Annotated in this window: 26 protein-coding genes; 10 read left to right on the top strand and 16 right to left on the bottom strand. The window is 71.4% G+C overall.

What is annotated here, in order from left to right:
- Window positions 1–68 precede the first annotated feature (68 nt).
- The 7 genes from ACFFQA_RS12685 to ACFFQA_RS12655 all read right to left on the bottom strand — a co-directional run bounded on the left by ACFFQA_RS12685 (window position 69) and on the right by ACFFQA_RS12655 (window position 7,188).
- Window positions 69–1,616, bottom strand: coding sequence for an amino acid permease (locus ACFFQA_RS12685; protein WP_377851993.1), 1,548 nt, complete (start codon window positions 1,614–1,616; stop codon window positions 69–71).
- 135 nt (window positions 1,617–1,751) lie between these two features.
- Entirely contained in the window at window positions 1,752–2,684 is a 933-nt protein-coding gene (locus ACFFQA_RS12680) for a cation diffusion facilitator family transporter (protein WP_377851992.1), read from the bottom strand.
- An 80-nt stretch (window positions 2,685–2,764) separates the two neighbouring features.
- Entirely contained in the window at window positions 2,765–3,994 is a 1,230-nt protein-coding gene (gene manA, locus ACFFQA_RS12675) for a mannose-6-phosphate isomerase, class I (RefSeq protein ID WP_377851991.1), read from the bottom strand.
- Window positions 3,995–4,074: 80 nt separating this feature from the next.
- A complete protein-coding gene (locus ACFFQA_RS12670; protein WP_377852272.1) occupies window positions 4,075–5,157 on the bottom strand; it encodes a hypothetical protein in 1,083 nt (360 codons plus the stop codon).
- A 5-nt stretch (window positions 5,158–5,162) separates the two neighbouring features.
- On the bottom strand, window positions 5,163–5,372 hold the full coding sequence (locus ACFFQA_RS12665) for a Trm112 family protein (protein WP_377851990.1): 210 nt from the start codon (window positions 5,370–5,372) through the stop codon (window positions 5,163–5,165).
- A gap of 18 nt (window positions 5,373–5,390) precedes the next feature.
- Window positions 5,391–6,737 (bottom strand): phosphomannomutase/phosphoglucomutase, encoded by a 1,347-nt coding sequence (locus ACFFQA_RS12660; protein WP_377851989.1) that lies wholly within the window; start codon window positions 6,735–6,737, stop codon window positions 5,391–5,393.
- Between the two features lie 97 nt (window positions 6,738–6,834).
- On the bottom strand, window positions 6,835–7,188 hold the full coding sequence (locus ACFFQA_RS12655; protein ID WP_377852271.1) for a DUF3499 domain-containing protein: 354 nt from the start codon (window positions 7,186–7,188) through the stop codon (window positions 6,835–6,837).
- Between the two features lie 99 nt (window positions 7,189–7,287).
- Here ACFFQA_RS12655 and ACFFQA_RS12650 point away from each other — a divergent pair, with 99 nt between their 5' ends.
- Complete coding sequence (locus tag ACFFQA_RS12650; protein WP_377851988.1) at window positions 7,288–7,761, top strand: metallopeptidase family protein; 474 nt, start codon at window positions 7,288–7,290, stop codon at window positions 7,759–7,761.
- A gap of 76 nt (window positions 7,762–7,837) precedes the next feature.
- Here ACFFQA_RS12650 and ACFFQA_RS12645 read toward each other — a convergent pair whose 3' ends face one another.
- Both ACFFQA_RS12645 and ACFFQA_RS12640 read right to left on the bottom strand, forming a co-directional pair.
- Window positions 7,838–11,122, bottom strand: a complete 3,285-nt coding sequence (locus ACFFQA_RS12645) for a glycosyltransferase (protein ID WP_377851987.1) — start codon at window positions 11,120–11,122, stop codon at window positions 7,838–7,840.
- 148 nt (window positions 11,123–11,270) lie between these two features.
- Window positions 11,271–11,558: a WhiB family transcriptional regulator gene (locus ACFFQA_RS12640; protein ID WP_377852270.1), complete on the bottom strand. Its 288-nt coding sequence runs from the start codon at window positions 11,556–11,558 to the stop codon at window positions 11,271–11,273.
- 264 nt (window positions 11,559–11,822) lie between these two features.
- On the opposite strand from ACFFQA_RS12640, the gene ACFFQA_RS12635 reads away from it, so the two are divergent.
- From ACFFQA_RS12635 to ACFFQA_RS12620, 4 genes are read left to right on the top strand one after another with little or no spacing between them, the layout of a single operon-like run.
- Complete coding sequence (locus ACFFQA_RS12635; protein WP_377851986.1) at window positions 11,823–12,572, top strand: site-2 protease family protein; 750 nt, start codon at window positions 11,823–11,825, stop codon at window positions 12,570–12,572.
- A 36-nt stretch (window positions 12,573–12,608) separates the two neighbouring features.
- Entirely contained in the window at window positions 12,609–13,598 is a 990-nt protein-coding gene (gene cofD / locus ACFFQA_RS12630; RefSeq protein WP_377851985.1) for a 2-phospho-L-lactate transferase, read from the top strand.
- On the top strand, window positions 13,595–14,959 hold the full coding sequence (locus ACFFQA_RS12625) for a coenzyme F420-0:L-glutamate ligase (RefSeq protein ID WP_377851984.1): 1,365 nt from the start codon (window positions 13,595–13,597) through the stop codon (window positions 14,957–14,959). Before cofD ends, ACFFQA_RS12625 begins: the two co-directional genes overlap by 4 nt.
- Complete coding sequence (locus tag ACFFQA_RS12620) at window positions 14,956–15,495, top strand: NUDIX hydrolase (RefSeq protein ID WP_377851983.1); 540 nt, start codon at window positions 14,956–14,958, stop codon at window positions 15,493–15,495. Before ACFFQA_RS12625 ends, ACFFQA_RS12620 begins: the two co-directional genes overlap by 4 nt.
- A gap of 60 nt (window positions 15,496–15,555) precedes the next feature.
- Here ACFFQA_RS12620 and ACFFQA_RS12615 read toward each other — a convergent pair whose 3' ends face one another.
- The 5 genes from ACFFQA_RS12615 to ACFFQA_RS12595 form a co-directional block, all read right to left on the bottom strand.
- Complete coding sequence (locus ACFFQA_RS12615; RefSeq protein ID WP_377851982.1) at window positions 15,556–15,867, bottom strand: hypothetical protein; 312 nt, start codon at window positions 15,865–15,867, stop codon at window positions 15,556–15,558.
- A gap of 11 nt (window positions 15,868–15,878) precedes the next feature.
- Window positions 15,879–16,190, bottom strand: a complete 312-nt coding sequence (locus ACFFQA_RS12610) for a hypothetical protein (RefSeq protein ID WP_377851981.1) — start codon at window positions 16,188–16,190, stop codon at window positions 15,879–15,881.
- Between the two features lie 8 nt (window positions 16,191–16,198).
- Window positions 16,199–16,492: a hypothetical protein gene (locus tag ACFFQA_RS12605; protein WP_377851980.1), complete on the bottom strand. Its 294-nt coding sequence runs from the start codon at window positions 16,490–16,492 to the stop codon at window positions 16,199–16,201.
- Window positions 16,493–16,568: 76 nt separating this feature from the next.
- Entirely contained in the window at window positions 16,569–16,772 is a 204-nt protein-coding gene (locus ACFFQA_RS12600; protein WP_377851979.1) for a hypothetical protein, read from the bottom strand.
- A complete protein-coding gene (locus ACFFQA_RS12595; RefSeq protein ID WP_377851978.1) occupies window positions 16,769–17,059 on the bottom strand; it encodes a hypothetical protein in 291 nt (96 codons plus the stop codon). The genes ACFFQA_RS12600 and ACFFQA_RS12595 overlap by 4 nt, the downstream gene beginning before the upstream one ends.
- A gap of 226 nt (window positions 17,060–17,285) precedes the next feature.
- Between ACFFQA_RS12595 and ACFFQA_RS12590 the strand changes: the two genes are divergently transcribed.
- From ACFFQA_RS12590 to ACFFQA_RS12580, 3 genes are read left to right on the top strand one after another with little or no spacing between them, the layout of a single operon-like run.
- Window positions 17,286–17,726: an XRE family transcriptional regulator gene (locus ACFFQA_RS12590; protein ID WP_377851977.1), complete on the top strand. Its 441-nt coding sequence runs from the start codon at window positions 17,286–17,288 to the stop codon at window positions 17,724–17,726.
- A 35-nt stretch (window positions 17,727–17,761) separates the two neighbouring features.
- On the top strand, window positions 17,762–18,277 hold the full coding sequence (locus tag ACFFQA_RS12585; protein WP_377851976.1) for a M48 family metalloprotease: 516 nt from the start codon (window positions 17,762–17,764) through the stop codon (window positions 18,275–18,277).
- The gene (locus ACFFQA_RS12580) at window positions 18,270–19,478 is read left to right on the top strand and encodes an MAB_1171c family putative transporter (RefSeq protein ID WP_377851975.1); all 1,209 of its coding nucleotides are present in this window, start codon (window positions 18,270–18,272) and stop codon (window positions 19,476–19,478) included. The genes ACFFQA_RS12585 and ACFFQA_RS12580 overlap by 8 nt, the downstream gene beginning before the upstream one ends.
- On the opposite strand, the gene ACFFQA_RS12575 is transcribed toward ACFFQA_RS12580, so the two are convergent.
- The gene (locus tag ACFFQA_RS12575; protein WP_377851974.1) at window positions 19,463–20,389 is read right to left on the bottom strand and encodes a DNA-3-methyladenine glycosylase family protein; all 927 of its coding nucleotides are present in this window, start codon (window positions 20,387–20,389) and stop codon (window positions 19,463–19,465) included. The two genes, ACFFQA_RS12580 and ACFFQA_RS12575, sit on opposite strands and share 16 nt — an antisense overlap.
- Before the next feature lie 363 nt (window positions 20,390–20,752).
- Between ACFFQA_RS12575 and ACFFQA_RS12570 the strand changes: the two genes are divergently transcribed.
- Window positions 20,753–21,883 carry a phospholipase D-like domain-containing protein gene (locus tag ACFFQA_RS12570; RefSeq protein ID WP_377851973.1) on the top strand — a complete coding sequence of 377 codons (1,131 nt, stop codon included), beginning with the start codon at window positions 20,753–20,755 and terminating at the stop codon, window positions 21,881–21,883.
- Window position 21,884: 1 nt separating this feature from the next.
- Here the strand turns inward: ACFFQA_RS12570 and manB are convergent, their stop codons facing one another.
- Window positions 21,885–22,973 (bottom strand): mannose-1-phosphate guanylyltransferase, encoded by a 1,089-nt coding sequence (gene manB, locus ACFFQA_RS12565; protein ID WP_377851972.1) that lies wholly within the window; start codon window positions 22,971–22,973, stop codon window positions 21,885–21,887.
- Between the two features lie 147 nt (window positions 22,974–23,120).
- On the opposite strand from manB, the gene ACFFQA_RS12560 reads away from it, so the two are divergent.
- Window positions 23,121–23,606, top strand: coding sequence for a hypothetical protein (locus ACFFQA_RS12560; protein WP_377851971.1), 486 nt, complete (start codon window positions 23,121–23,123; stop codon window positions 23,604–23,606).
- Window positions 23,607–23,609: the final 3 nt, after the last annotated feature.

Raw genomic sequence — 23,609 nt, 5'->3', positions numbered from 1 at the left:
AAGACGGCCGGGGCCGCCCACGCAGATTACGTGGGCGGCCCCGGCCGGTCGTTCGTCAGTCCCGTGAGTCAGTCCTTCGACTCGGCCCTGCTCTTGTCCTCGCCGAGCTGGACCTCGCGGGAGCGCAGCACGGAGTGCCTGGCGCCGTAGGCGAAGTACACGACGACGCCGAGCGCCATCCAGACCAGGAACCGGACCCAGGTCAGCGCCGTGAGGTTCAGCATCAGCCACAGGCAGGCCAGGATCGCCAGGATCGGCACCAGTGGGACCATCGGCGCGCGGAACCCGCGCGGCAGCTCCGGGTGGGTCTTGCGCAGCACCATCACACCGGCGGAGACCAGCACGAAGGCGAACAGCGTTCCGACGTTGACCATCTCTTCGAGGGTTCCGGTCGGGAAGAAGCCCGCCGCGACGGCCACCACGATGCCGACCAGGATGGTGGCGCGCACCGGGGTGCCGCGGTCGCCGGTGACGGCGAGGCCGCGCGGGATCAGGCCGTCGCGGGACATCGCGAACAGCACCCGGCTCTGGCCGAGCAGCAGCACCATGACGACCGTGGTCAGACCGGCGAGCGCACCGACCGCGATGATCGTGGACCAGTTGATGCCCAGCCAGTTGATGCCCGCGTCGGAGAAGGCCGTCGCCAGGTTGGCGCGGACCACCTCGCCGTCCGGGCCGATCTTGTTCTTCAGCTCGGTGTACGGCCGGATACCGGTGATCACCAGCGAGACCGCGACGTAGAGCACGGTGACGATGGCCAGCGAACCGAGGATGCCGCGCGGCACGTTGCGCTGCGGGTTCTTGGTCTCCTCCGCGGTGGTGGCCACGATGTCGAAGCCGATGAAGGCGAAGAACACCAGCGCCGCGCCCGCGAGCATGCCGTAGACGCCGAAGGTGGAGGTCTCCACACCGGAGATCAGCGAGAACAGCGACTGCTCAAGGCCACCGGCGTGACCGGAGGCGCTGGCCTCGGCGGCCGGCGGGATGAACGGAGAGTAGTTGGCGGTGTTGATGTAGCCGATGCCGACCACGATCACCAGCAGCACCACGATCACCTTGATCGCGGTGATCACCTGGCTGACCCGCGAGGACATCTTGGTGCCCAGGGCGAGCAGCACGCTGAGCGCGACCACGATCAGCACCGCGCCCCAGTCGAAGGTCAGGCCGGCGATCTGCACCGAGGTCGACGTCGGCAGCCCGAAGGCGCCCATCACCGTCTGCAGGTAGCTCGACCAGCCCTTGCCGACGACGGCGGCGGCGAGCGCGAACTCCAGGATGAGGTCCCAGCCCAGGATCCACGCGATGAACTCGCCGAAGGTCGCGTACGAGTAGGTGTACGCGCTACCGGCCACCGGCACCGTGGAGGCGAACTCCGCGTAGCAGACCGCCGCCAGGCCGCAGGCGATCGCGGCGAGCACGAACGAGACCGTGACCGATGGTCCGGCCAGGTTGCCCGCGGTGCTCGCGGCGAGGGTGAAGATGCCCGCGCCGATGACCACCGCGACACCGAAGACCGTCAGGTCCCACGCGCTGAGATCCTTGCGTAGCCGCGTCTCCGGCTCATCGGTGTCCGCAATGGACTGTTCGATGGTTTTCTTGCGCCACAGACCAGACACGCCGGTCCTCCTTGACCCTTAGTCACGGACACCCCTCGACAGGTGACCCCGCGATTGTGCGGGCCACACCCTACCCAGGTAGCCCGACACACAGCCGCTTTCCCGGCGAGATTTAGGAAAGGCTTAGGGAAAAGATCAGTTGCCGGCCGAGGTCGAAGCGTCGGCGCGGTCGATGTCCGGCTCCAGGTAGATCAACCGGGCCTCCGGGACCTTGGCCCGCACCCGGTGCTCGGCGTCGTTGATCGCCTGCGCGACGTCGCCGATGTCCTTGGTGCCGACCAGCGAGATCTTCGCGGCGACCAGCAGCTCGTCCGGGCCGATGTACTGGGTGCGGATGTGCAGCACGCGGTCGACCTTGCCCGCCTGCAGCTCGTGCACGACCACGTTCAGCACGTCGGGGTTGGCGCCCTCGCCGATCAGCAGGCTCTTGGTCTCGCCGATCAGGATGATCGCGATGACGCCCAGCAGCACACCGATGCAGATGGTGCCGATCGCGTCCCACACCGGGTCGCCGGTGACGTAGGTGAGCCCGACACCGCCGAGTGCGAGGACGAGGCCGAACAGCGCGCCCGCGTCCTCCAGCAGCACGACGGGCAGCTCGGGGGTCTTGGCGCGGCGGATGAACTCCCACCAGGTGGCGTCGCCCTTGATCGCGCGGGACTCCTTGATCGCGGTGGCGAAGCTGAAGCTCTCCAGGATGATCGCGACAACCAGGATGACCACCGCGACCAGCGGCGAGCTCAGCGCCTCCGGCGCCTCCAGCTTGTGGATGCCCTCGTAGAGCGCGAACACCGAGCCCAGGGTGAACAGCAGCAGCGCAACCACGAAGGAGTAGAAGTACCGGTCGCGGCCGTAGCCGAACGGGTGCTCCTCCGTCGGGCGGCGCTTGGCGGTCCGCTGACCGACGAGCAGCAGGCCCTGGTTGGACGTGTCCGCGACCGAGTGCACCGCCTCGGCCAGCATGGACGACGAACCCGTGATGAAGAACCCGACGAACTTCGAGACCGCGATGCCCGCGTTGGCCAGCAGTGCGGCGACGATCGCCTTGGTTCCGCCCCCAGCAGCCACTTCCGCTCCTCAGTGCGACCGAATTTGAGATGGAGTCCGAATTGCCGGGGTGACATTAGGGCATGCCGAGCCCGCCGGGGTCAGTGCTCCCCGGATGTGGCGCGGAAGACCCTGGCGGCGCCAGGACCCGCCGGACCGATGTGGGTCTTGTCGTCGGAGGCGGGCAGCCACGCCGACTCGCCCCGGTCCAGCCGCAGCTCGTCCCCGTCGTGGGTGTGCAGCCGCACCGCGCCCTCGACGCAGATCAGGATCTGCGGCCCGTCACCGGCCAGCGGCACGTCGCCGTCCGGCGCGCCCGCGGGCCAGTCCAGCCGCGACAGCTCGAACTCCGGCGCGGGGGTGCGGTAGACCGTCAGGTGCGGCTGCACCTGCTCGCCTGCCAGCACCGGCATGTCACCGCAGGAGAAGTCCAGCACCCGCAGCAGCTCCGGCACGTCCACGTGTTTCGGGGTGAGCCCGCCGCGCAGGATGTTGTCGGAGTTGGCCAGGATCTCCACGGCACTGCCCTGGAGGTAGGCGTGCAGGTTGCCCGCCGGCAGGTAGATCGCCTCGCCCGGCCGCAGCACCAACCGGTTCATCAGCAGCGCGGCCAGCACGCCCGCGTCGCCGGGGTGCCGCTCGCCGAGCTCCAGGATGGTCCGGCACTCCAGCGCGAACGGGCCGTGCTCCTGGACGTGCCGGACGCAGGCGTCCAGCACCGGCGGCAGCAGCTCGTCCAGCGCGGTCTGCGGCAGCGTGATCCAGGTGGTGAACAGGAACCGCAGCCCGTTCTCGGTCGGGTCGGCGGCCAGCAGCTGGGCGTGGCCGCGCAGCGCGGGCACGTCCAGCTCGGACAGCAGCTCGACGGTGCGCGCGGCCTCGCGGAACCCGGCGAGCGCGTGGAACTCCGAGAGCGCGCACACCAGCTCGGGCTTGGCGGTCGGGTCGGGGTAGTTGCGGTTGGCCGCGTCCCTGGGCACCTCGGCCCGCTCCTCGCGGGCGAAGCCCTCGGCGGCCTGCTCGACCGACGGGTGGGCCTGCAGGCTCAGCGGCTCCTCGGCCGCGAGCACCTTCATCAGGAACGGCAGCCTGCCCTGCCAGCGGTTCAGGCAGGCCTCGCCGAGCTGCCCGGTGGGGTCGGCGTTGACGGCCTCCAGCAGCGAGACCTCGGAGCCGTCCGGGCCGACCAGCCAGGACGGGTCGCCGGGGTGGGCGCCCATCCAGAGCTCGGCCTCCGGGTGCGGAGCGGGCACCGGCCGACCGAGGAGGTCCGCGATCACGGTGCGCGAACCCCACGCATAGGGGCGCACCGCGTTGCGCAGTAGATCCACTCTTCCTCTCGCTCCCTACCTCGGCCTTCGTCCGCGCGTGCGCGCGGCGGGCCAGCCCTGGCCGGGCCGAGAACAGGTTCTCAGAGCACGACCGGGGACACGATTCCGGGTCCGCCGAGGCGTCCGGCGGCCAGTCCAAGGTAGAGGGCGGCGAGGTCGAAGCGCACAGCGAGCAGCGCGGCGCGCAGTGCCTCGTCCCCGACGATCTCCTCGGCGGGCGCGATCACGTCGGCCCCGCGCAGCGACTCCGACGCCGCCCGGCGCGCCGCGTCGGCGACCGGACCCTGCCGCACGGCCAGCAGCAGCACCCTCGGCGGAACGCCCTCGTCGTCGTCGGGGTCGGCGAAGATGTCGGCCTGGCTGGTCGCGTTGATCGCGGCCCGGTGCAGCGCGGGCCGGATCACGGCCTGCGGGTACCCGGCGACGTCGGCGACGACGCCGGAGAAGGAGGCCAGTGCCAGCGCGCCGTGCGCCGCGACCGCCGTCGCCGCGTGGTCCAGCCCCCACAGCAGCGGGGTCCGGTCGGCCAGCCGCAGCGCGAGCGACTTCGCCGGGTTGACGAAGGACTCGTGCATCGGGTGGTCGCGCTCGGCCTCGCGGTCGAGCTCGTCGGCGAGCGCGCCGAGGTCGGTGCGCAGCAGCCCGAGCGAGGCGAGGGTGACCAGCCCTGCGGCGAGCACCCTGGCGAAGCCGAGGCCGCCTGGCACCGGGACGCGCGGCGGCAGCAGCAGCGCCCGCCCTGCGGCGGCCTGGGCGACCGGGCCGGTCTCCGGGGCGGTGATCACCATGCGGGCGCCGCGCCTGGTGGCCAGCTCCACGGACTCGGCGAGCACCCCGTCCCCGGGGTCGTCGGTGTGCGCGATCACCACGTCGAGCGCGCCCACCCAGCCGGGGACCACGTCGGCGAGCACCACCGGCACCGGGCAGGCCGGGCCGAGCAGGGCGGCGAGCAGCTGGGCGCCCGCCGGGCCCACGCCCGGCCTGGTGAGCAGCACCAGCGCGCGCGGCCGCTCCGAGCCGATCAGGCGGCCGATGCCGCCCTCCTCGGCCGCCTCGGCCGTCGAGCGCACCTGGGCGCCCGCCAGGGCCGCGGCGCGGAGCAGCCCGCCCGCGTCGGCGTCCTGCAACCGGCGCGGGTCGTCGAGCAGAGTGTCGTCGAGCAACAACGTCACGCCTTCGCCGTGTCCCCGGGGCCGCCTTCGGCCTCCTCAAGCAACAGCACGGGGATGCCGTCGCGCACCGGGTAGCGCCGGGCGCACACGGTGCAGGTCAGGTAGTCCGCGTCCGCGTCCTGCGGGGTTCCGGTGACCAGCGCGCCGTGCTCCTCGCACGGGCACGCGAGGATCTCCAGCAGCTGGGCGTCGAGCTGAACGGCCATGTCTCTCCTCCCACCGCCTCAGCCGCGGACGATCGCGAGAACGCGGTCACGCAGCTCGGCGACGGCCTCGTCGGTCGGGGCCTCGATGTTCAGGCGCAGCAGGGGCTCGGTGTTGGACGCCCTCAGGTTGAACCAGGAGCCGTCGCCGAGGTCAACGGTCAGGCCGTCGAGCTCGTCGACGCTCACACCCTCCCCGGAGAAGGTCTCCTTGACCGCGGCCATCCGGCCTGCCTGGTCGGCCACCGTGGAGTTGATCTCACCGGAGGCCGAGTAGCGGGAGTACTGGCCCATCAGATCCGACAGCGGCTTGTCGGTCTCACCCAGCGCGGCCAGCACGTGCAGCGCGGCCAGCATGCCGGAGTCGGCCCGCCAGAAGTCGCGGAAGTAGTAGTGCGCGGAGTGCTCGCCGCCGAAGATCGCGCCGGTCTCGGCCATCGTCTGCTTGATGAACGAGTGGCCGACGCGGGTGCGCACGGCCTTGCCGCCGTGCTCGGTGACGATCTCCGGGACGCCCTTGGAGGTGATCAGGTTGTGGATGATCGTGCCGCCGGGGTCCTTGGCCAGCTCGCGCACGGCGACCAGCGCGGTGATCGCGCTCGGCGAGACCGGCTCGCCGTCGGCGTCGACGACGAAGCAGCGGTCGGCGTCGCCGTCGAAGGCCACGCCCACGTCCGCGCCGACCTCGCGCACCTTGGCCTGCAGGTCCACGATGTTCTTCGGGTCCAGCGGGTTGGCCTCGTGGTTCGGGAAGGTGCCGTCGAGCTCGAAGAACATCGGCACGACGTCGAAGGGCAGGCCGTCGAAGACCCGGGGCACGGTGTAGCCGCCCATGCCGTTGCCCGCGTCCACCACGATCTTCAGCGGGCGGCTGGTGGAGAGGTCGACCAGCGTGTGCAGGTACTCGGCGTAGCCGTCGAGCATGTCGCGCTTGGACACGCTGCCCTTGGCGCCGAGGAAGTCCGGGACGCCGTGCTCGACCATCTGCCGGATCTCCGACAGGCCGCTGTCCTGGCCGACCGGCGAGGCGCCCGCGCGGCAGAGCTTGATGCCGTTGTACTTCGCGGGGTTGTGGCTCGCGGTGAACATCGCGCCGGGCAGCTCCAGCTTGCCGGAGGCGAAGTAGAGCATGTCGGTGCTGGCCAGGCCGATGTCGACGACGTCGACACCCTGGCCGGTCACGCCCTCGGCGAAGGCGGCCGACAGGGCGGGCGAGGAGTCCCGCATGTCATAGCCGATGACCACGGCGGGTCCACCGACGAACCGGGCGAAAGCAGCGCCGAGGTCGCGGACCACCTCGGTGTCGATCTGCTCTCCCACCACCCCGCGGATGTCGTATGCCTTCACGATGCCGGACAGGTCGCGCACGCCATCTCCAACTGATCGGCTGAGGAGGATCTGTCGAACTGACGGCAGAAGCCTACCGGCGAGCTCTTGACGCTCCCCCGGCAACTCGGGTCAGGACCTACCGCTCGTCATGGGGATCGGGGAGAACCCGGAGGTGGCCACGGCGTCCGGTGCCCACCGAGATCTCCGGGCGCTCGACAGGGCGGTCGGCCCTGCCCGCCTCGCGCACGGCCTCGGCCAGCGCGGTCAGATCGTCGACGGAGGGCTGCGGGACGGTGAACTCACCCTCGTGCCGCACGACTTCCCAGCCGCGGGGGACGGTCAACCGCATCGCGTGCACTTCACACAGGTCGTAGCTGTGCGGTTCGGCATAGGTGGCGAGGGGCCCGACCACGGCGGTGGAGTCGGTGTAGGCATAGGTGAGCGTGGCAACAGCCGGGTTGACACACCCGGTCCGCGAGCATTGCCTCACGCTGCGCACGATGGGGACGATAGCGCTTCGCGGGGCGTGACGTCGTCAGGCACGCTGATGACACACGGCGTAGCGGCCGACCGGCGTACTCTGCGGGCCGTGGTGACGGCTCACGGGGCACAGCGTAGGAACCCGCGCAGGCGGGACCGGCACGGTCGCGGACTGCGGGGGCAGCTGTACCCGGCGAACCTGCCCGCGGCGCGCAGCCGCTCGGAGCGGTTCGACGCGGTGGTGCTGGAGGCCCTTGAGCCGATCGAGGCCCGCTGGCGCAACGAGCTGACCGAGCTGGACGTGGCCGTCGACGACGTCCCCGAAGTGCTGGGATCCGCCCCGGACGAGCTGTCCTGGGGCGAGGACGTCGTGGAGGACGGCAGCGTCCCGCTGGCCCGCCTTGTGCCCGCGGGGGTGGACAGCAGAGGGGTGCCGACCCGGGCCCGGATCGTGCTCTACCGCCGCCCGCTCGAAGCCCGTGCGCGCGACGGCGCGGACCTCTCCGACCTCGTCCACGACCTGCTGGTCGAGCAGGTCGCGAGCTACCTCGGCCTCGACCCCGACATCGTCGACGGCGACTGACGACGACTAGGCATCCGCCTAGGGCGAAACGCGACCAAGATCACCCCTTGCCCTCCCGGCGGCGGGCGGGGTGGGGTCAGCGGCGGGCGGGGATGGCGGTGAGCAGGGCGAAGAGCACCGCGAATGCCTGGACCAGGAGCAGGACGTCGCGGAGCCCGCTCGCCACCTCCACCCGGACCTCGACCGCGCGGCCGGGCAGGGTGAGGGCGACCTGGCTGCCCCAGGCCCTGGTCAGGGTCGCCGGTTCACCGTCGACGGTGGCGCGCCAGCCCGGTTCGTCCGCCGCCGCGAGCACCAGCAGCCGCGCCTCCGCACCTCGGGTGACCCGCACCGCCACGGCGGGCGGCCCGCCGGGCACCGGAGCCACCCCGGCGAGCTCCGCGGGCGGGCCCGCCGCGGAGCGGGCCGTCACGCCGAGGTCGGCGGGTAGCAGCACCGCGGGCGGCTGGGCCCGGACCAGCCGGAGCACCGGGCGGCCGTCGGAGCGCGGCGGGGCGCTCGTCACGAGGTCGCCCGCGAACGCCTTGACGCGGTTGGCGGTCTGGTCGTCGGGCAGGACCACGAACAGGACCCCGGCCGCCGCGGCACGGGCGACGACCGCGCGCACCACCGGCTGGTCGAGGCTGGCGAAGTCCGTTGCCAGCGACGCGGCCCGGTTCACGCCCACCCGGAGGGCGTCGTCGCCGAAGCGGGGCTGGCGGCCCATGACCAACTGCGGGTCCTCGGAAACGACCAGCAACCACGCCGAGGTCGTCGCGAGGTCGTAGGCCGGGGCCGACGCGAGCTGAGCGCCCTCCCCCACCCGCAGCGGGCCGTCGCGTCCCACCACGAGCGCCCCCACCGACAGGCAGAGCAGTGCGGCCGCCGCCGCGAACGCCAGGACGGGCTGCGGGGTGAGCGGACGATCTCCGTACGCCACCGCCGCGAGCGCGATCCACAGCAGGCCGCAACCGACGAGCACCAGGGGCGCCCCCGCCCACCCCGGCTCGCCGAACGGACCGAGGCGCACCACCACGACGGCGAGACCGCCGAGCACGACGAGGCCGACTCCCGGCAGGACCTCACGACGCGGGCGCAGGGCCACCGCGAGCGCGACCGCGGCCAGGACCGCGAAGCCCACCCACGGTGTCCCGCCGGGGCCGCCGGGGTTCAGGGCCGCGAGGGAGAGCGCGGACGCGGGCGGCGCGCCAGCACCCGGAACCAGGACTTCGGGGTGCTGCAACAGAACCGACGGCCAAGGCAGCAGCAATCCCAACGGCAGCAACACGATCGCGACGAGCGGCGCGACACGGCGCCCGAGCTCGCCGGGGACCATGACGAAGGCGGTCACCGCCGCGACCAGCACCAGGACGTGGGTCAGCGGGGAGAACGCACCGATCACCGCGAGGCCGAGCGCGGTGCCCGACGCCGCCGACAGCCAGGAGCCCGAGGTGGGTTTGACCGCGGAGACCACTCCCGCGAGCACGAGCGGCAGGAACACGTGCACCACAACGACGTCGAGCCGCCCCTGTGCGGTCGCGGCGGTCGCGGCCGGCAGGAGCGCGTACCCCGCGGCGGCGACCGCGCGGACCCATCGGGGCACCGGCAGGCGGCGGGTCGCGAGGTAACCGGTGAGGCCGGACAGCGGCAGATCTCCCAGCAGCAGCACCGCCGCGGCTACCGGAGGACCGCCGAGCACCGCGCCGAGGGAACCGAGGACCGCGAGGGCCGGAGTGGCCGAGGCCGTTGTGCCACCGGCGACTCCGTGCCACGACGCCAAGTACTCCGACCAGGTCCCGGCGAGGTCGGCGAGCGGCAGGAGGTGCCCGCCGGAGAGGGCTCCGCCGAGACGCGCGGCGTGGACTCCCAGGGCGAGCAGGGCCAAAGCTGTGACGAGCACCACCGGCGGGGACAGCAGGAGCTCGCGGAGGACGCGGGCGCGGTCGACCTCCACCACGACGAGGTCGGGCGTGGGCGCCTCGGGCCGGGTGCGTGGGCCGGGCGACGGGCGCGGTCGGGGACTCGGGCGGAGTTTCGCCTGCGCTGTGGTGGGCACCTCCACCACCACGGCGCGGGCCGGGCGGCGCAGCCCCGCCGTCTGGCGGACCGGGCGGCTGCCACGGCCCAGCGCTCCGGCGGGCAGCGCGGGCGGACCGACCTGCGTTGGCGGGGTCCAGGTCGGCAACCGGTCGGCCTTGGCCGGCAACCGGCCCAGCGCCGCGTCCGCGCGCATCCGGTTGCGCAGGAACCGGGACAGGCCACCGCGACCGGTGTTGCGCAGCCGGGTCAGCCTGGAGGTGAACAGTCCGCGGACATCGCGCGCGTCCGGATCGCGGTAGAGCTTGCGATCACGGCGCGCCGCAAGGAGTCCCGTGCGCCCGGTGAGCAGCCGCAGCGTCGCGCTGATCTCCGCGCGGGCCTCGGGAAACCGCCGCAGCAAGGCGAATCCCGCTCCGCGCAGCAGCCCGAGGACCGCCAGCCGGGGCAGTCCGAGCACGAAGGACAGCGCGGAGCAGTTGACCAGGACCGTGCGCAGGCCGTGCTCACGCCGAGCCCTCAACGCGAGGAAATCTCGCGAGAGCGCCGGGTTCCCGTCGAGCGCGTCGAGCGAGCGCTCGCCCTTGGCCGCGGCCGACGCGTGCCGGACCCGCGCCCCGGGAACGACGACCACCACGTACCCGGAGAGGTTCGCCCGCCAGCCGAAGTCGATGTCGTCGCCGAACAGCGGCAGCGCCTCGTCGTACCCGTGGAGCTTCTGCCAGACCTCGCGGCGCACCAGCGCTCCCGCCGAGGACACCGCGAGCGCCTCGGTGTTCTGCTCGATCCAGACACCGATCGTCCCGGGCTCGCCGTAGCGACCCCAGTCCAGCTCGTTGGGCCCGATCCCGGTCTGCCGGTGCCCGGAGGAGTCCGTGGAGACGCCCGCCTCCACCACCAGGCGCGGATCCGTCCACTCCAGACAGAGCGGTCCCAGCACGGCGGCAGAGGGTGAGACCTCGGCTACGGTCAGCAGCGCGGTCAGGCAGTCCGGTTCCGGCGCGCAGTCGTCGTGCAGCAACCAGATCCACTGCCCGGGATCGCCCCAGCGCTGAAGGCCGTTGGCCACCGCGGCCTCGACCGCGGCGCCGAACCCGGTCTCGCGGGGCAGGGTGAGGACTCCGTCGAGGGTCTTGTCCACCCCGGTGCACGCCGCGCGCAGCGTCTCCGAGGTGGAGTCGACGGAACCGGTGTCCACGGCGAGGATGTGCCGTGGTCGCACCGTGAGCTCGCGCAGCGCGGCGAGCGCCTGCTCCAGCCAGGGGTCGGCGTCGTGGCAGACGAGAACGGCGAGGACGGGTGCCGTGCGCAGCAACGGTGTGCCGCCGGGGAACCCGGCGTTCACCGGCACCAACGATCCGCGTGCGTGGTGGAACTCCCGCCGCGCGGGGTCGCGCGTCGTCCCAGTGCTGCCAACGCGTGGCCTCCCGATCGCCGAACGTGACCCGGTGATTACCGGGTCACGGTACGACGACCGCGGTCACGCTCCGCGCTCAGGCGGTCAGTCCGTCCAACGTGATCACGTCGTCGGGACGTTTCTTCAGCTTGCGGCGCTCGCGCTCGGACAGACCGCCCCAGATGCCGAAGCGCTCGTCGTGCGCGAGGGCGTACTCCAGGCACTCGGACCGGACGGCACACCCGCCGCAGATGCGCTTGGCCTCACGGGTGGAGCCGCCCTTCTCGGGGAAGAACGCCTCCGGATCCGTTTGCGCGCAGAGCGCTTCCTCCTGCCAGTCGAACTCGTCATCGTCCGTGTCGAACAGCTCAGCGATGACGCCCACCCCGGTGGGTGCGGCATCCCCCCGCTGGCCCACACGGCTCCCTTCGTCCTTCTTCACGTCCGCCTCCTCGCCTTCCGCTCCCCGGTTGGCGGACCCATTCGCCTTCCAGTGCCTCTTCCAACACTGTCGTTACCCACACTGCCACGGCGAATGACACCAATGTGATTACACCCGCGTGATGCAAGGGGGTCAAGCCAAGTACACACGACGGGGGACCCCCCATGCGGCTGGAAAGCGCTGTGCGGACGTGGGCAGACTGGTCCGGTGATCCGACAAGCGGTAAGACCGAGCCCCCTGTTCCTGCTCATCCTGGCGATCACTGCTGTCGGCTGCTTCCTGTCTACTGTGGACTCCGAGGTCGTCATGACCATCGGCATCGTGCTCACGGTTCTTGGGGGGTGGACGGCCTCTTTGTGCCTGCACGAGTTCGGGCACGCGCTTTTCGCCTATCGGGGCGGTGACCACTCGGTCGCCCTGAAGGGTTATCTGACCCTGGATCCCCGCCGCTACACCGATCCAGTGCTCAGTCTGCTGCTTCCCTTGCTCTTCCTCGCGATCGGCGGGATTCCGCTGCCGGGCGGCGCGGTCTGGATCAACCGGCACGCGCTGCGCGGAAAGCGCGCCGAGTCAGCTGTTTCCCTGGCCGGGCCGCTGGCAAACCTCGCGATCGGCATCGTGCTCGCCGGGGTCGTCGCGCTGACCGACCCCGCTCCGGGGCTCGCGGCGGCCCTGTCCTACCTGGCGCTGCTGCAGGTGATGGCCTTCGTGCTGAACATCCTGCCGATCCCCGGACTCGACGGGTACGGCGCGATCGAGCCCTACCTGCCGTACCAGTGGCAGGAGATGGGGGCGAAGGCCCGGCCGTGGGCCCCGCTGGTGCTCTTCGCCGTGCTGATCGGAATTCCCGCCGTCGGCTCGGTGTTCCACAGCGTGTCCGAAGCGCTGTTCGGGCTCGTCGGTGGCGACTGGTACACCGCCGTCCTCGGGCAGTACATGTTCATGTTCTGGCGCTGACAGCGGCGCCGTGACCGCGTGCGAGGATGGCCACCCGTGAAGGTCGTTGTGCTGGTCGGTGGCGTTGGCGGAGCTCGGTTCCTGCTGGGGGTGAAGGCCGCTCTCGGCATGCCCGCCACCGGGTCGGCGCCGTCCCCGCACCAGGTGACCGCGCTGGTCAACACCGGTGACGACGTGTGGATGCACGGGTTGCGGATCTGCCCGGACCTGGACACCTGCATGTACACCCTGGGTGGCGGCATCGACACCGAGCGCGGCTGGGGCCGGGCCGGGGAGAGCTGGACGGTCAAGGACGAGCTCGCGGCCTACGGAGCCGACCCCACCTGGTTCGGCCTCGGGGACCGGGACATCGCGACGCACCTGGTCCGCTCCAGGATGCTGCGCGCCGGGTTCCCGCTCTCGGCCGTGACCGAGGCCCTGTGCGACCGCTGGCAGCCGGGCGTCACGCTGCTGCCCGCCAGCGACGACCGGGTCGAGACGCACGTGGCGGTCGACGACCCGGAGACCGGCGAGCGGCGCGCGATCCACTTCCAGGAGTGGTGGGTGCGGCACCGGGCCGGGCTGCCCGCGCACGCGATCGTCGCGGTCGGGGCCGAGGAGGCGAAGCCGGCGCCCGGCGTGGTCGAGGCGATCGCCGACGCCGACGTGGTGCTGCTCGCGCCGTCGAACCCGGTGGTCAGCGTGGGGACCGTGCTCGCGGTGCCGGGGATCAGGGCGGCGCTGCGCGAGGGCAGGGCCCCGGTGATCGGGATCTCCCCCATCATCGACGGCAGGCCGCTGCGCGGCATGGCCGACGCGTGCCTGACCGCGATCGGGGTCGAGACCACCGCGGAGGCGGTGGGCAGGCATTACGGCTCGCGCGCCGAGCCCGGCGACGGCCTGCTCGACGGCTGGCTGGTGCACACCGGCGACACCGCGGACGTGCCCGGTGTGAAGGTCGTCTCAGCCCCCATGCTCATGTCCGACGTCGACGCCACCTCGGCCATGGTCGCCGAGGCCTTCTCACTCGCCGGAGTCACCCCGTGACCGACACCACCACGCCCAGCGGCGACCACGGCTCGACCAAGGTCGAGGTGCTGCTCGTCGAGGGCCTGCCGGAGTTCCGCCCCGGCGACGACCTGCTCGGCGCGATCACCTCGGCGGCGCCGTGGCTGCGCGACGGCGACGTGCTCGTCGTGACGAGCAAGGTGCTGTCCAAAGTGGAGGGAAGGCTGGTGCCATCCCCCAGCGACCACGACGGCCGCGAGCAGCTGCGCCGCCGGCTGGTGCGCGAGGAGTCCGACGCGGTGGTCGCCCGGTTCCGCAACACGCTGATCACCAGGAACAAGCTCGGCATCATCCAGGCGGCCTCCGGCGTGGACGCCTCCAACGTGGCCGGGGACGAGATCGCGCTGCTGCCGGAGGACCCGGACGGCTCGGCGGCGGCGCTGCGCGCCGGGATCGCGCGGCTGCTGGGTGTCGACGTGGCCGTGGTGGTCACCGACACGATGGGCCGGACGTGGCGGCTCGGGCAGACCGACGTGGCCATCGGCTCGGCGGGCCTGCCGGTGCTGCACGGTTACGCGGGCCGGGTGGACGCGCAGGGCAACCAGCTCGTGGTGACCTCGATCGCCATCGCCGACGAGGTCGCCGCCGCCGGCGACCTGGTCAAGGGCAAGCTCGGCGGGCACCCGGTCGCCGTGGTCCGTGGCATGTCCTTTGTGGACGACGGTTCGACCGCGCGGGACCTGTTGCGCCCCTTGGAGGAGGACCTCTTCCGGTTGGGCACGGACCTCGCGATCGCTCAGGGCCGCCGGGAGGCCGTGCTGATGCGGCGCTCGGTCCGCTTCTACGACCAGGAGCGCCCTGTTGACCCCGACGCGGTGCGCAGGGCGGTCACCGCCGCGCTCACCGCGCCCGCGCCGCACCACACGCGGCCGGTGCGCTTCGTGTGGGTGCGGGACCGGTCGCTGCGGGCGAAGCTGCTCGACGCGATGCGCGAGGCGTGGCAGTCCGACCTGGCAGGCGACGGGATGAGCGCCGAGCGGATCGAACGACGCGTGCGCCGGGGCCGGCTGCTCTACGAGGCACCGGAGATCGTGTTGCCGTTCCTGGTCCGCGAGGGCGCGCACGACTACCCGGACGCTCGCCGCGCGGAGGCGGAGCGGACGATGTTCACCGTCGCTGGCGGTGCCGCGGTGCAGGGGCTCCTCGTGGCGCTCGCTGCTGAGGAACTGGGCTCCTGCTGGGTTTCCTCAACGATCTTCTGTCCCGATGTGGTGCGCGGAGTGCTCGACCTGCCCGCCGAGTGGGAGCCGCTCGGTGGCGTGGCGGTCGGGCACCCGAGCGACGGCGATCCGAGCCCGCGCCCGCCGCGCGAGCTCGCGGAAGGACTGGTCGAGCTGTGAGCAACCTGCACGCGGACGTCGTTCGCCGGCTGACCGACTGGGAACCGGAGGACCACGCGCAGCAGTCGGTGAAGCACGCGCTGCTGGCCTTCCTCGCCGCACGGCCGGACGCGTGCGAACGCGCCTGCGCCCCGGGGCACATCACCGCGTCGGCGGTGGTGCTGGACGCGACCTCGGAGCACGTGCTGCTGACGCTGCACCCGCGCGTCGGCCGCTGGGTCCAGCTCGGCGGCCACTGCGAGCCGGAGGACACCACGCTCGTCGCCGCGGCACTGCGCGAGGCGACCGAGGAGTCCGGAATCCGTGGCCTGACAATCGATCCCCGGCCGGTGCACGTCGAGGTGCACCCGATCACCTGCTCGCTCGGAGTGCCGACGCGGCACCTCGACGTGCGCTTCGTGGTGCGGGCCCCGGTCGGCGCGAAGCCGGTCCGCAGCGAGGAGTCCGTCGATCTCCAGTGGTGGCCGGTGGACGAACTTCCGTCCGATGTGGACTCGATCCCGGACCTGGTCCGGCGCGCGCTGGCGTTGCGCTGACGCCCGAGGGGCCACGTGTCGCTGGGGTCGACACGTGGCCCCGTTTCCCCCTTGCCCCGGTCAGGGCCTGGTGCAGCTGATGAAGACGTCCGCCCACCAGAAGCCGACGCTGATCTGGGACGAGCTGCTGTGCGTCACCACGCACTGCGTTGCCGGGACATAGCCCGCCGCCGCCGCGTGCCCGTACGCGGACTCGCGCGCCTTGTTGATCGAGCGCTTCTTGTCCGAGCCAGTGGCGGTGGCGTGGAACGTCTGCGTCTCGCTGGCGGTCACGTCACCAGTGGTGGCGCTCGCCTGGGCCGCTGGCCCGACCACCATCGCCGCCGCGAACAGCGAGGCGACCACAGCTGCCTTGCGCATCGTCGTGTTCATCCTGTTCTCCCTCATGGCCTGGTGCAGCTGATGACGACAGTGGCGTGCCAGAAACCGACGCTGATCCGAGACGAGTCGCTGTGCGTCAGCACGCACTGGCTGCCCGGGATGAAACCCGCGATCGCCGCGTGCCTCCGTGCGGCCTCGTGCGCGTTGTTGATCGCCCGCTTCTTGTCCGAGCCGTAGTCGCTCGCGTGGAACGTCTGCGTCTCACTGGCGGTGACGTCACCGGCGACGGTGCTCGCCTGAGCGGCCGGAGCGACGACCAGCGCCGCAGCGAGCGCCGTGCCCACCAGGACTCCCCTTGTGATCGTCTTCGTCATGGCGGCGATCACCTGGTGCAGCTGATGACGGCGGAACCGTCGTAGCCGCCGCTGGTTGGCAGGTACGACGTCCGGACCACCGAGCACTGGGACCGGGAGAACCCGGCCCAGGACGCGCGGTTGTACGCGGCGTCGAGTGCGCCCTGGATCGCCTGCGACGGGGTGTTGCCGATCTGGCGCCCGTCGAAGAGACGGGTCTCCAACGCGCTGGCCCCCTGCTGGGTCACGGGCGCCGCGGTGGCCGGAACCGCGGCGCAGGTGATCGCGGCCAGCACGGCAGCACTGAGTAGGAGCTTCTTCACTGTGTCCCCTTAGCTTCGCTGTGAAACGCATCCCTCGAACCGGCACGGCCCCCGCCCGCGCCGCACTCCCCGCCGCTCACGGCCGGGAGCAGCTGATGGTCACCGTCGCCCACCACAGACCCGCGCCGATCTGGGTCGCGGACGAAGAGACGAGCCGGCACCACTCGGGGCTGTTCCCTTCGCGCAGGGCTTTCGCGGTGGCGTACCTCTGCGCCATCCGGATCGCACCGCCCCTGGTGGTTCCGCTGCCCTTGTCGGTGTAAGTCACGAGTGCCGTCATCGCGAGCACGTGATCCGCGCTGTCCCGTCGTAGCCGTAGGGCGGCCGGGCGGAGTGCTCACCACTGACGACCGCGCAGCTCGACGGCACGTGGCCCTTGGCCGCCGCCCTCCGGTAGGCACTCTCGATCGCGTTGCCGACGGCGTTGTCCGGGCTGTGCCCGAAACCCTTGCCCTCGAGGGACTTCGCCGCCCTCGGTCGCACCGTGTCGTCCTGCGCCGTCTCGATCGGCGGCGCGCACGCCACCACCGCGACCAGCGGCAGCAGCGCAGCGAGCTGCTTGTTCACCGGAGTTCCTCCCCCTTGCCCGCCATGACGGCCGACCCTTCAGCTGAGATGACCCAGCGTCCCCCGTTGATTCATCTCAGCTCATGTCCGACACCGCAGAGCTTGCCCCAGCGAGGCAACGCTGTCAACACACGCGAATGGCGATAGCATCTCCATTCACATGGGCTCATGAACCACGCCCTGGTCCGTACCGAGTCGCGTGCGGCGGCGACGAAGGAGAAGACCGATGTCCGACAGCACCGCGGCGGGGACGCTCGCCGACAAGATCGACAACCTGTTCCGGGTGATCCGCAGGCCGGGCGGTGACCAGCACAGCCACGAGGAGGTGGCGAAGGCCTGCCGGGAGGCGACCGGGGAGTCCTTCTCGGCGACCTACCTCTGGCAGCTGCGCACCGGCAGGCGGGACAACCCGACCAAGCGCCACCTCGAAGCGCTCGCGGAGTTCTTCCAGGTACCGCCCGCCTACTTCTTCGACGACAAGCAGGGTGCGGAGATCGCCAGGGAGCTCGACCTCCTCGGCGCGTTGCGGAACAACGCCGTGCGCCAGGTGGCCCTGCGCGCCGTCAACCTTTCCGAGGAGGGCCTTGGCACGGTGAACGACATCATCGATGCTATTGAGCGCAGGGAGGCTCGGCGCGGCGGGCAGGGGGAGTCCGCGGGCCAGTAGGCCCGAGCGCGTCGTCAGGGGGAGGCGGGGTCCGCATGCGGTCAAAGGGATCTGCGCTGTGGCGCAAGTGCGAACGCATCGCGGGCGGACTGGAGATCCCGGATCCGTTCGACGCCGCGGCGTTCGTCGAGACACTCGCTCGACAGCGCGGCCGGCCGATCGAGCTCGTCGAGCTGCCGACGCGGCCGTCCACCCCGTGCGGGGTGCTGGCGGCCACTGACCGCGCCGATTACATCTTCTACGCGGCCGACACCAGCGCGCTGCACCAGGAGCACATCCTGCTGCACGAGCTGGGGCACCTGCTGTGCGGCCACGCGGGGGACGCGGTCGTCGACTCCGCGGTGGCATCGGTCCTGGTGCCCAACCTTTCCACCGACCTCGTCCGCAGGGTCCTCGGCCGCACGTCCTACAGCGAGGAGAAGGAGCAGGAGGCGGAGCTGCTCGCCTCGCTGATCCTGCACCGCGCGCGGCGCAGACCCACCGCGCCGCACCAGGTTCAGCGGCTCGACGGGCTGGAGTCCATCTTCGACGGGCGGTCCGGCGGTGCCTGAGCTGCCCAGCTTCCACCTGCTGACCTGCGCCCTGATCATCGGCGTCGTGGTGTACAAGCTGGTCATCAACCGGGACCGGCCGCCGACGCCGGGGCTGCGGCACCTGTTGCTGTTCCTGCTGTGGCTGGCGGTCAGCCTCGCGCTCGTGGCCCCGGAGAGCGAGCGGCTGATCGTGCTGGTGCAACCGCTGCCCAACACAGCGCGACTGCTGTGCAACCACGCCCAGCTGCTGGCGGTCTACCACATGGTGGGCATCGCCTACTCGACGCAGTCAGCGAAACCACCGCGCACCGTCTTCGCCCTGCTGCTGGCGAGCTGGGCGGCGATGACAACGCTGATGGCCTTCTCCAGCAGCGATCTCACCGGTACCGCGATGTCGAGGGACATCTTCACCGCAGCGGTGTCGAACCCGGTTCTGATCGCTTACGGACTGGTTTTCTTCTTCTACGCCACCGGTTGCATCGCGGTTTTCGTCCGCATGATCAGCCGGTATGCGCGGCAGTGCGCCCCCGGCCTGTTCCGTTCCGGACTGCGCACGATCGTCGCCGCCGCGGTGTTCAGCGCGCTGTGGGGAGCCTGGTCAGCGCTACAACCGTTGCTGGTGCTGCTGTTCGGCCTCGGCCCCGAGCTGCGGGCGCCGGTGGACCGGGTGCTGAGCATCTTCGCGGTGGTGCTCTGGCTGGTCGGCTCGACGATGGCGTGGTGGACCGAGCTGCTGGGAAAGGCGTCGCGCCACATCGCCGCCTACCGGGGCTACCGCGCCATCAATCCACTGTGGACGGAGCTGACCACTGCGCTCCCCCGCATCGCGTTGACCTCGCACAGCAGGCTGCCAAGGAACGTGGAGTTCGCCCTGTACCGACGCGTCATCGAGATCAGGGACGGTGACCTCGCCCTGCGCCCGCACGTCCCGCCGGACCTCGGCGCCTGGGTCACCGAGTCGGCCCGGCGGGCGCGGGTCACCGACACCCGCCAGCTCGCCGTGTTGCTGGAGGCGTCCTCGATCGCGGCGGCTCTGGTGTCGTGGAAAGCCGGACACCGCTGGGACAAGCCCTTCTGCGTCCCACACCAGGTCGAGCCGTGCGTGGAGTCCGAGACCGCTTGGCTGGCCTCGGTCTCGCGCGCCTTCGCCAGCTCACCCGTCGTCGCGGAGATCCGCGGCCGCACCGCAGAAGAGCTGGCGGTTCAGAAGGCCCGGTAGTCGCGCGGGGAGTACCTCGGCCCGAACCTCGGCCGCTTGACGCCGGAGCCCTCCAGGTAGCGGATCGCCCGTTGCCGTTGCGGCGCATAGGGTTCAAGCAGCTCACGAAGCTCGACGTCGTCGATGTCGTGCCCCAGCAACGCCCACCCGACGGTCTTCGCCAGGTGGAAGTCGCCGAAGCTGACCGCGTCCGGATCTCCCCACGCGCGCTGAGCGACCTCCGCAGCAGTCCAGACACCGATGCCCGGCACCCGCCGGAGCAGATCTCTTCCCCGCACCCCACGGAGTTCGGCCGCGCGCTCCAACCGGTTGGCGACGGAGGCGACAGCGAGCAGCGCCCGCCTCCTGCCCCCGTCGAGCCCGACGCGATGCCACTCCCAGTCCGGCACGGCGCGCACGCGCTCCGGCGTCGGCGGCACGAACATGCCCTCCGGAGCGGGTCCGGGAGCGGGCTCACCGAAGCGGCAGCAGAGCTCGCGCCACGTCCGCCACGCCTCCTTGCCGGTGACCTTCTGCTCCAGGATCGCGGGAACCAGCGCGTCCCACACCCGCCCGCTCGATCCCAGCCGCAGATCGGGCCGCAACGCCCGCGCCTGCGCGACAAGCGGGTGGTGCGCGACGAACCCGGTGTCGTCATCGGAGGCACCGAGCAGGTCGGGCAGCCCCTGGATCGCCCACTCCGCGCCGGGCCCCCACGCGGAGCCCCGAACGTGGTCACCCGCACGCCGCACGGCGAGCGTGACGGCCCCGGCAGGCGTGGTGCACGCCCGCCACACGGTCCCGCGCGCATCAAGCCGCCACGCGGGATCGCCGTGCCCGCGCCGATGCGGCCGAAGCACCACAACGGGATCAACGTCGAACGCGGGCCGCCAAGACGTCACAACGGCGGCACCCACATCCACCCGCAGCACGCTACCCTCCCCACCTCCCAAGACGGCCATTCGCGGGCTTATGGACCTCCTGGAGCACCCCCGAACGCCCATTCGCCCGCGAATGGCCGCCAGGAGCCCCCGGTAGCCCCAGCGACCGACATCGCCTTCGCGGACTTAGGGGCCCCCACCAGCACCCTCAACGCCGATTCGCCCGCTCATGGCCGCGGAGGACCGCTTCGCCCCCCACACGACCGGACATCCGCCATTCGCGGGCTTATGGACCTTCTGGAGCGACTCCGAGCGTCCATAAGCCCGCGAATGGCCGTTGGGGTTCCTGGGTGGGGGTTTCCGGGTGAGAGGAAAGGTCTCTTACGAACGGGTGGGACGGGGGATAGTCGGGGGATGCGCCGTTCACTTCGTGTGCTGGCCGCCGCGCTGATCAGCGCCGTCGCCGCCACCTCGCTCTCGCTGCCGACGGCCTCGGCTGCGGCGGTCACGGACCGGGCCGTGTTCAACAACCCGCACGTCGCGGGGCAGCAGCGCGCGATCGTCGACCACCTGCGGTCGTTGATCAGGGGCGCCGCGGCGGGTTCGACCATCAACATCGCGCTCTACCACTTCAACGATCCCACCGTCGTCACCGATCTCGTCGCCGCGCGGGATCGCGGTGTGCGGGTGCAGATGGTGCTCGACCACATGTCCTCGGACAAACCGGCGGGCGCCGACCTGATCGCCAAGCTCGGCACCGACCGGTCGAAGCCGTCGTGGGTCGCCTTGTGCACCAAGGGAAGGGCGTGCATCGGCGATCTGGGCACGCCGATCATGCACAACAAGTTCTTCCTGTTCTCCGACACCTCGGGAGCGAAGAACGTCGTCGTGCAGGGCTCGGCGAACCTCACACCGACCAACGCGACGAAGATGTGGAACAACGCGGTGACCCTGGTGGGCAACACCGGGCTGTACAACTCCTACCTCAACTACTTCCGCGACCTGGTGGCGCAGCGGAAGAACAACGACTACTACCGCTCGGACGCCAGCGGGAACGCCAAGACCTACTTCTTCCCGCGCGCGGGAAGAAGCGAGGCGTCGGACACGATCTACAACATGCTCGACGACAACGTGGCGTGCGAGGGCAACACCACCGTGGGCACCAAGACCGGGCGCACGATCATCCGGATCGCGATGTGGAGCTTCAGCCGGGACGACATCGCACGCAAGCTCCGCGAGCTGGCCACCAAGAAGTGCTGGGTGGAGGTCGTCTACACCGAGCTCGACGCGGGCAGCCTCGACCACCTGCGCGGCCACGACCGGATCGTGCTCAAGCAGATCCCCGGCGACTTCGTGGTGCACTCGAAGTACCTGCTGATCGAGGGCACCTACGCCGGTAAGAAGAACAGCAAGTGGGTGGTGACCGGGAGCCACAACTACACCAACGCGGCGCTCCGGGAGAACGACGAGGCGCTGCTGCGGCTGGACTCCGCGGCCATCCACGACCAGTACCGGGCCAACTTCACCGCGATGAGGTCGTCCTAGCTCACGCGTCGGCGGAGAACCTGACCCCGCCGTCCGGCAGCTGGACGCCCGGCCAGATCCGCACGCCGTCGCGCAGCTCGCAGTTCGCGCCGACGACGGCGCCGTCGCCGATCACCGCGTCCCGGACGACGGCGCCGTCGCCGACGCGGGCGTGCGCGCCGATCACCGAGCGCTCCACGACCGCGCCCGCGCCGATCACCGCGCCGTCGAAGACCACAGCGCCGTCCACCCGCGCGCCGATGCCGAGCTGGCAGCCCGCGCCGATGGTGGAGCCACCGGTGACCGTGGCGCCTTCGCGCAGCATCGCGCCGTCCAGCACGATCGCCTCGCCCGCCGGGCCTGGCAGCGCGGCCGAGGGGGCGATGCCCCGGGCGAGGTCCGCCGAGCCCTGGACGAAGGCGGCGGGCGTGCCGAGGTCGAGCCAGTAGGAGGCGTCGACGTGTCCCTGGACACGTGCGCCGGAGGCGAGCAGGCCGGGGAAGGTCTCGCGCTCGACGGAGACCTCGCGGCCGGCGGGGATGGACTCCAGCACCGAACGGCGGAAGACGTAGCAGCCCGCGTTGATCTGGTCGGTCGGCGGGTTCTCGGTCTTCTCCAGGAACGCGGTGACCCTGCCGTCGGCGTCGGTGGGCACGCAGCCGAAGCGTCTGGGGTCCTCCACCTTCACCAGGTGCAGGGTCACGTCGGCGTCGGCCTCCCGGTGGGTGCCGAGCACCGCGCCCAGGTCTACCCCGGAGAGGATGTCGCCGTTGAAGATCATCGCGGTGTCCCCGCGCAGCCGGTCCGCGACGTTGCGGATGCCGCCGCCGGTGCCCAGCGGCACCTCCTCGACCACGTACTCCAGCTCAAGGCCCAGGTGGGAGCCGTCGCCGAAGTGCTCCTCGAAGACCTCGGCCTTGTAGGAGGTGCCGAGCACGACGTGGGTGATCCCGGCCGCCCTGATCCTGGAGAGCATGTGCGTCAGGAACGGCACACCCGCGGTGGGCAGCATCGGCTTGGGGGCGGAGAGCGTCAACGGCCGCAGCCGGGTGCCCTTTCCGCCGACGAGCAGGACGGCGTCGACGCTCGACCCCACGAGGTCCTGGGTCATGCTTCTCGCTCCTTGGGTGGCTGACGGATGCCCGGCGAACGAATACTCTGGCAGACGCGGGCACGGTGCGGGGACAACCCTCACACCGGGTCGGTCGTTCGATAGGTTGAGCCCATCAGGACCCGGCGGTAGGAGAGGTCAGCGGAAATGGACCCCCGCGAACGGGCCGAGGAGCTGCTGGCACGCGCCAGGGCACGAGGCTCCTTCGTCGTCACGCCCGACGACGCCACCTCCCCGATGGACGCTGCCAACACGGTGCAGATACCGCGCATCGTGGTGACCGGCAACGATCCGCGCCGCGGCGCGGACCCGGAGTCGACGATGGTGATGCCGCAGGGCGGACGACCGCCGCGACAGCACCCGAACCCGCAGCAGCAGCAGCAGCGGACCGAGCAGTTCCAGCAGCCCGGCCAGCAACAGCGGCCGCAGCAGCAACCCCAGCAGCGGCCGCAGCAGCAGGGGGCCAATCAGCAGACCCAGAAGCTGCCGCAGAACCAGCCGACGCAGCAGCTGGCCCAGCACCCCCAGCAACAGCAGCAGCAGCAACACCAGTACCCGCCGCAGCAGCGCACGGACCCGCTCCAGCAGCAGCAACCCCAGCAGCAGCGTCAGGACCAGCAGCACTGGTCCTGACGC

The sequence above is a fragment of the Allokutzneria oryzae genome, assembly GCF_042429765.1.
GTDB lineage: Bacteria > Actinomycetota > Actinomycetes > Mycobacteriales > Pseudonocardiaceae > Allokutzneria > Allokutzneria oryzae.
The sequence above is the reverse complement of the archived record's forward strand: the minus strand, read 5'-3'. Positions and strand labels throughout refer to the sequence as shown.

What these genes read in the sequence shown, in the direction of transcription:
- ACFFQA_RS12665 (WP_377851990.1), bottom strand. Translation starts at nt 5,372, where the DNA reads ATGGCCGTTCAGCTCGACGCCCAGCTGCTGGAGATCCTCGCGTGCCCG.
- ACFFQA_RS12615 (WP_377851982.1), bottom strand. Translation starts at nt 15,867, where the DNA reads ATGAACACGACGATGCGCAAGGCAGCTGTGGTCGCCTCGCTGTTCGCG.
- ACFFQA_RS12610 (WP_377851981.1), bottom strand. Translation starts at nt 16,190, where the DNA reads ATGACGAAGACGATCACAAGGGGAGTCCTGGTGGGCACGGCGCTCGCT.
- ACFFQA_RS12600 (WP_377851979.1), bottom strand. Translation starts at nt 16,772, where the DNA reads ATGACGGCACTCGTGACTTACACCGACAAGGGCAGCGGAACCACCAGG.
- ACFFQA_RS12590 (WP_377851977.1), top strand. Translation starts at nt 17,286, where the DNA reads ATGTCCGACAGCACCGCGGCGGGGACGCTCGCCGACAAGATCGACAAC.
- ACFFQA_RS12585 (WP_377851976.1), top strand. Translation starts at nt 17,762, where the DNA reads ATGCGGTCAAAGGGATCTGCGCTGTGGCGCAAGTGCGAACGCATCGCG.
- ACFFQA_RS12570 (WP_377851973.1), top strand. Translation starts at nt 20,753, where the DNA reads ATGCGCCGTTCACTTCGTGTGCTGGCCGCCGCGCTGATCAGCGCCGTC.
- manB (WP_377851972.1), bottom strand. Translation starts at nt 22,973, where the DNA reads ATGACCCAGGACCTCGTGGGGTCGAGCGTCGACGCCGTCCTGCTCGTC.
- ACFFQA_RS12560 (WP_377851971.1), top strand. Translation starts at nt 23,121, where the DNA reads ATGGACCCCCGCGAACGGGCCGAGGAGCTGCTGGCACGCGCCAGGGCA.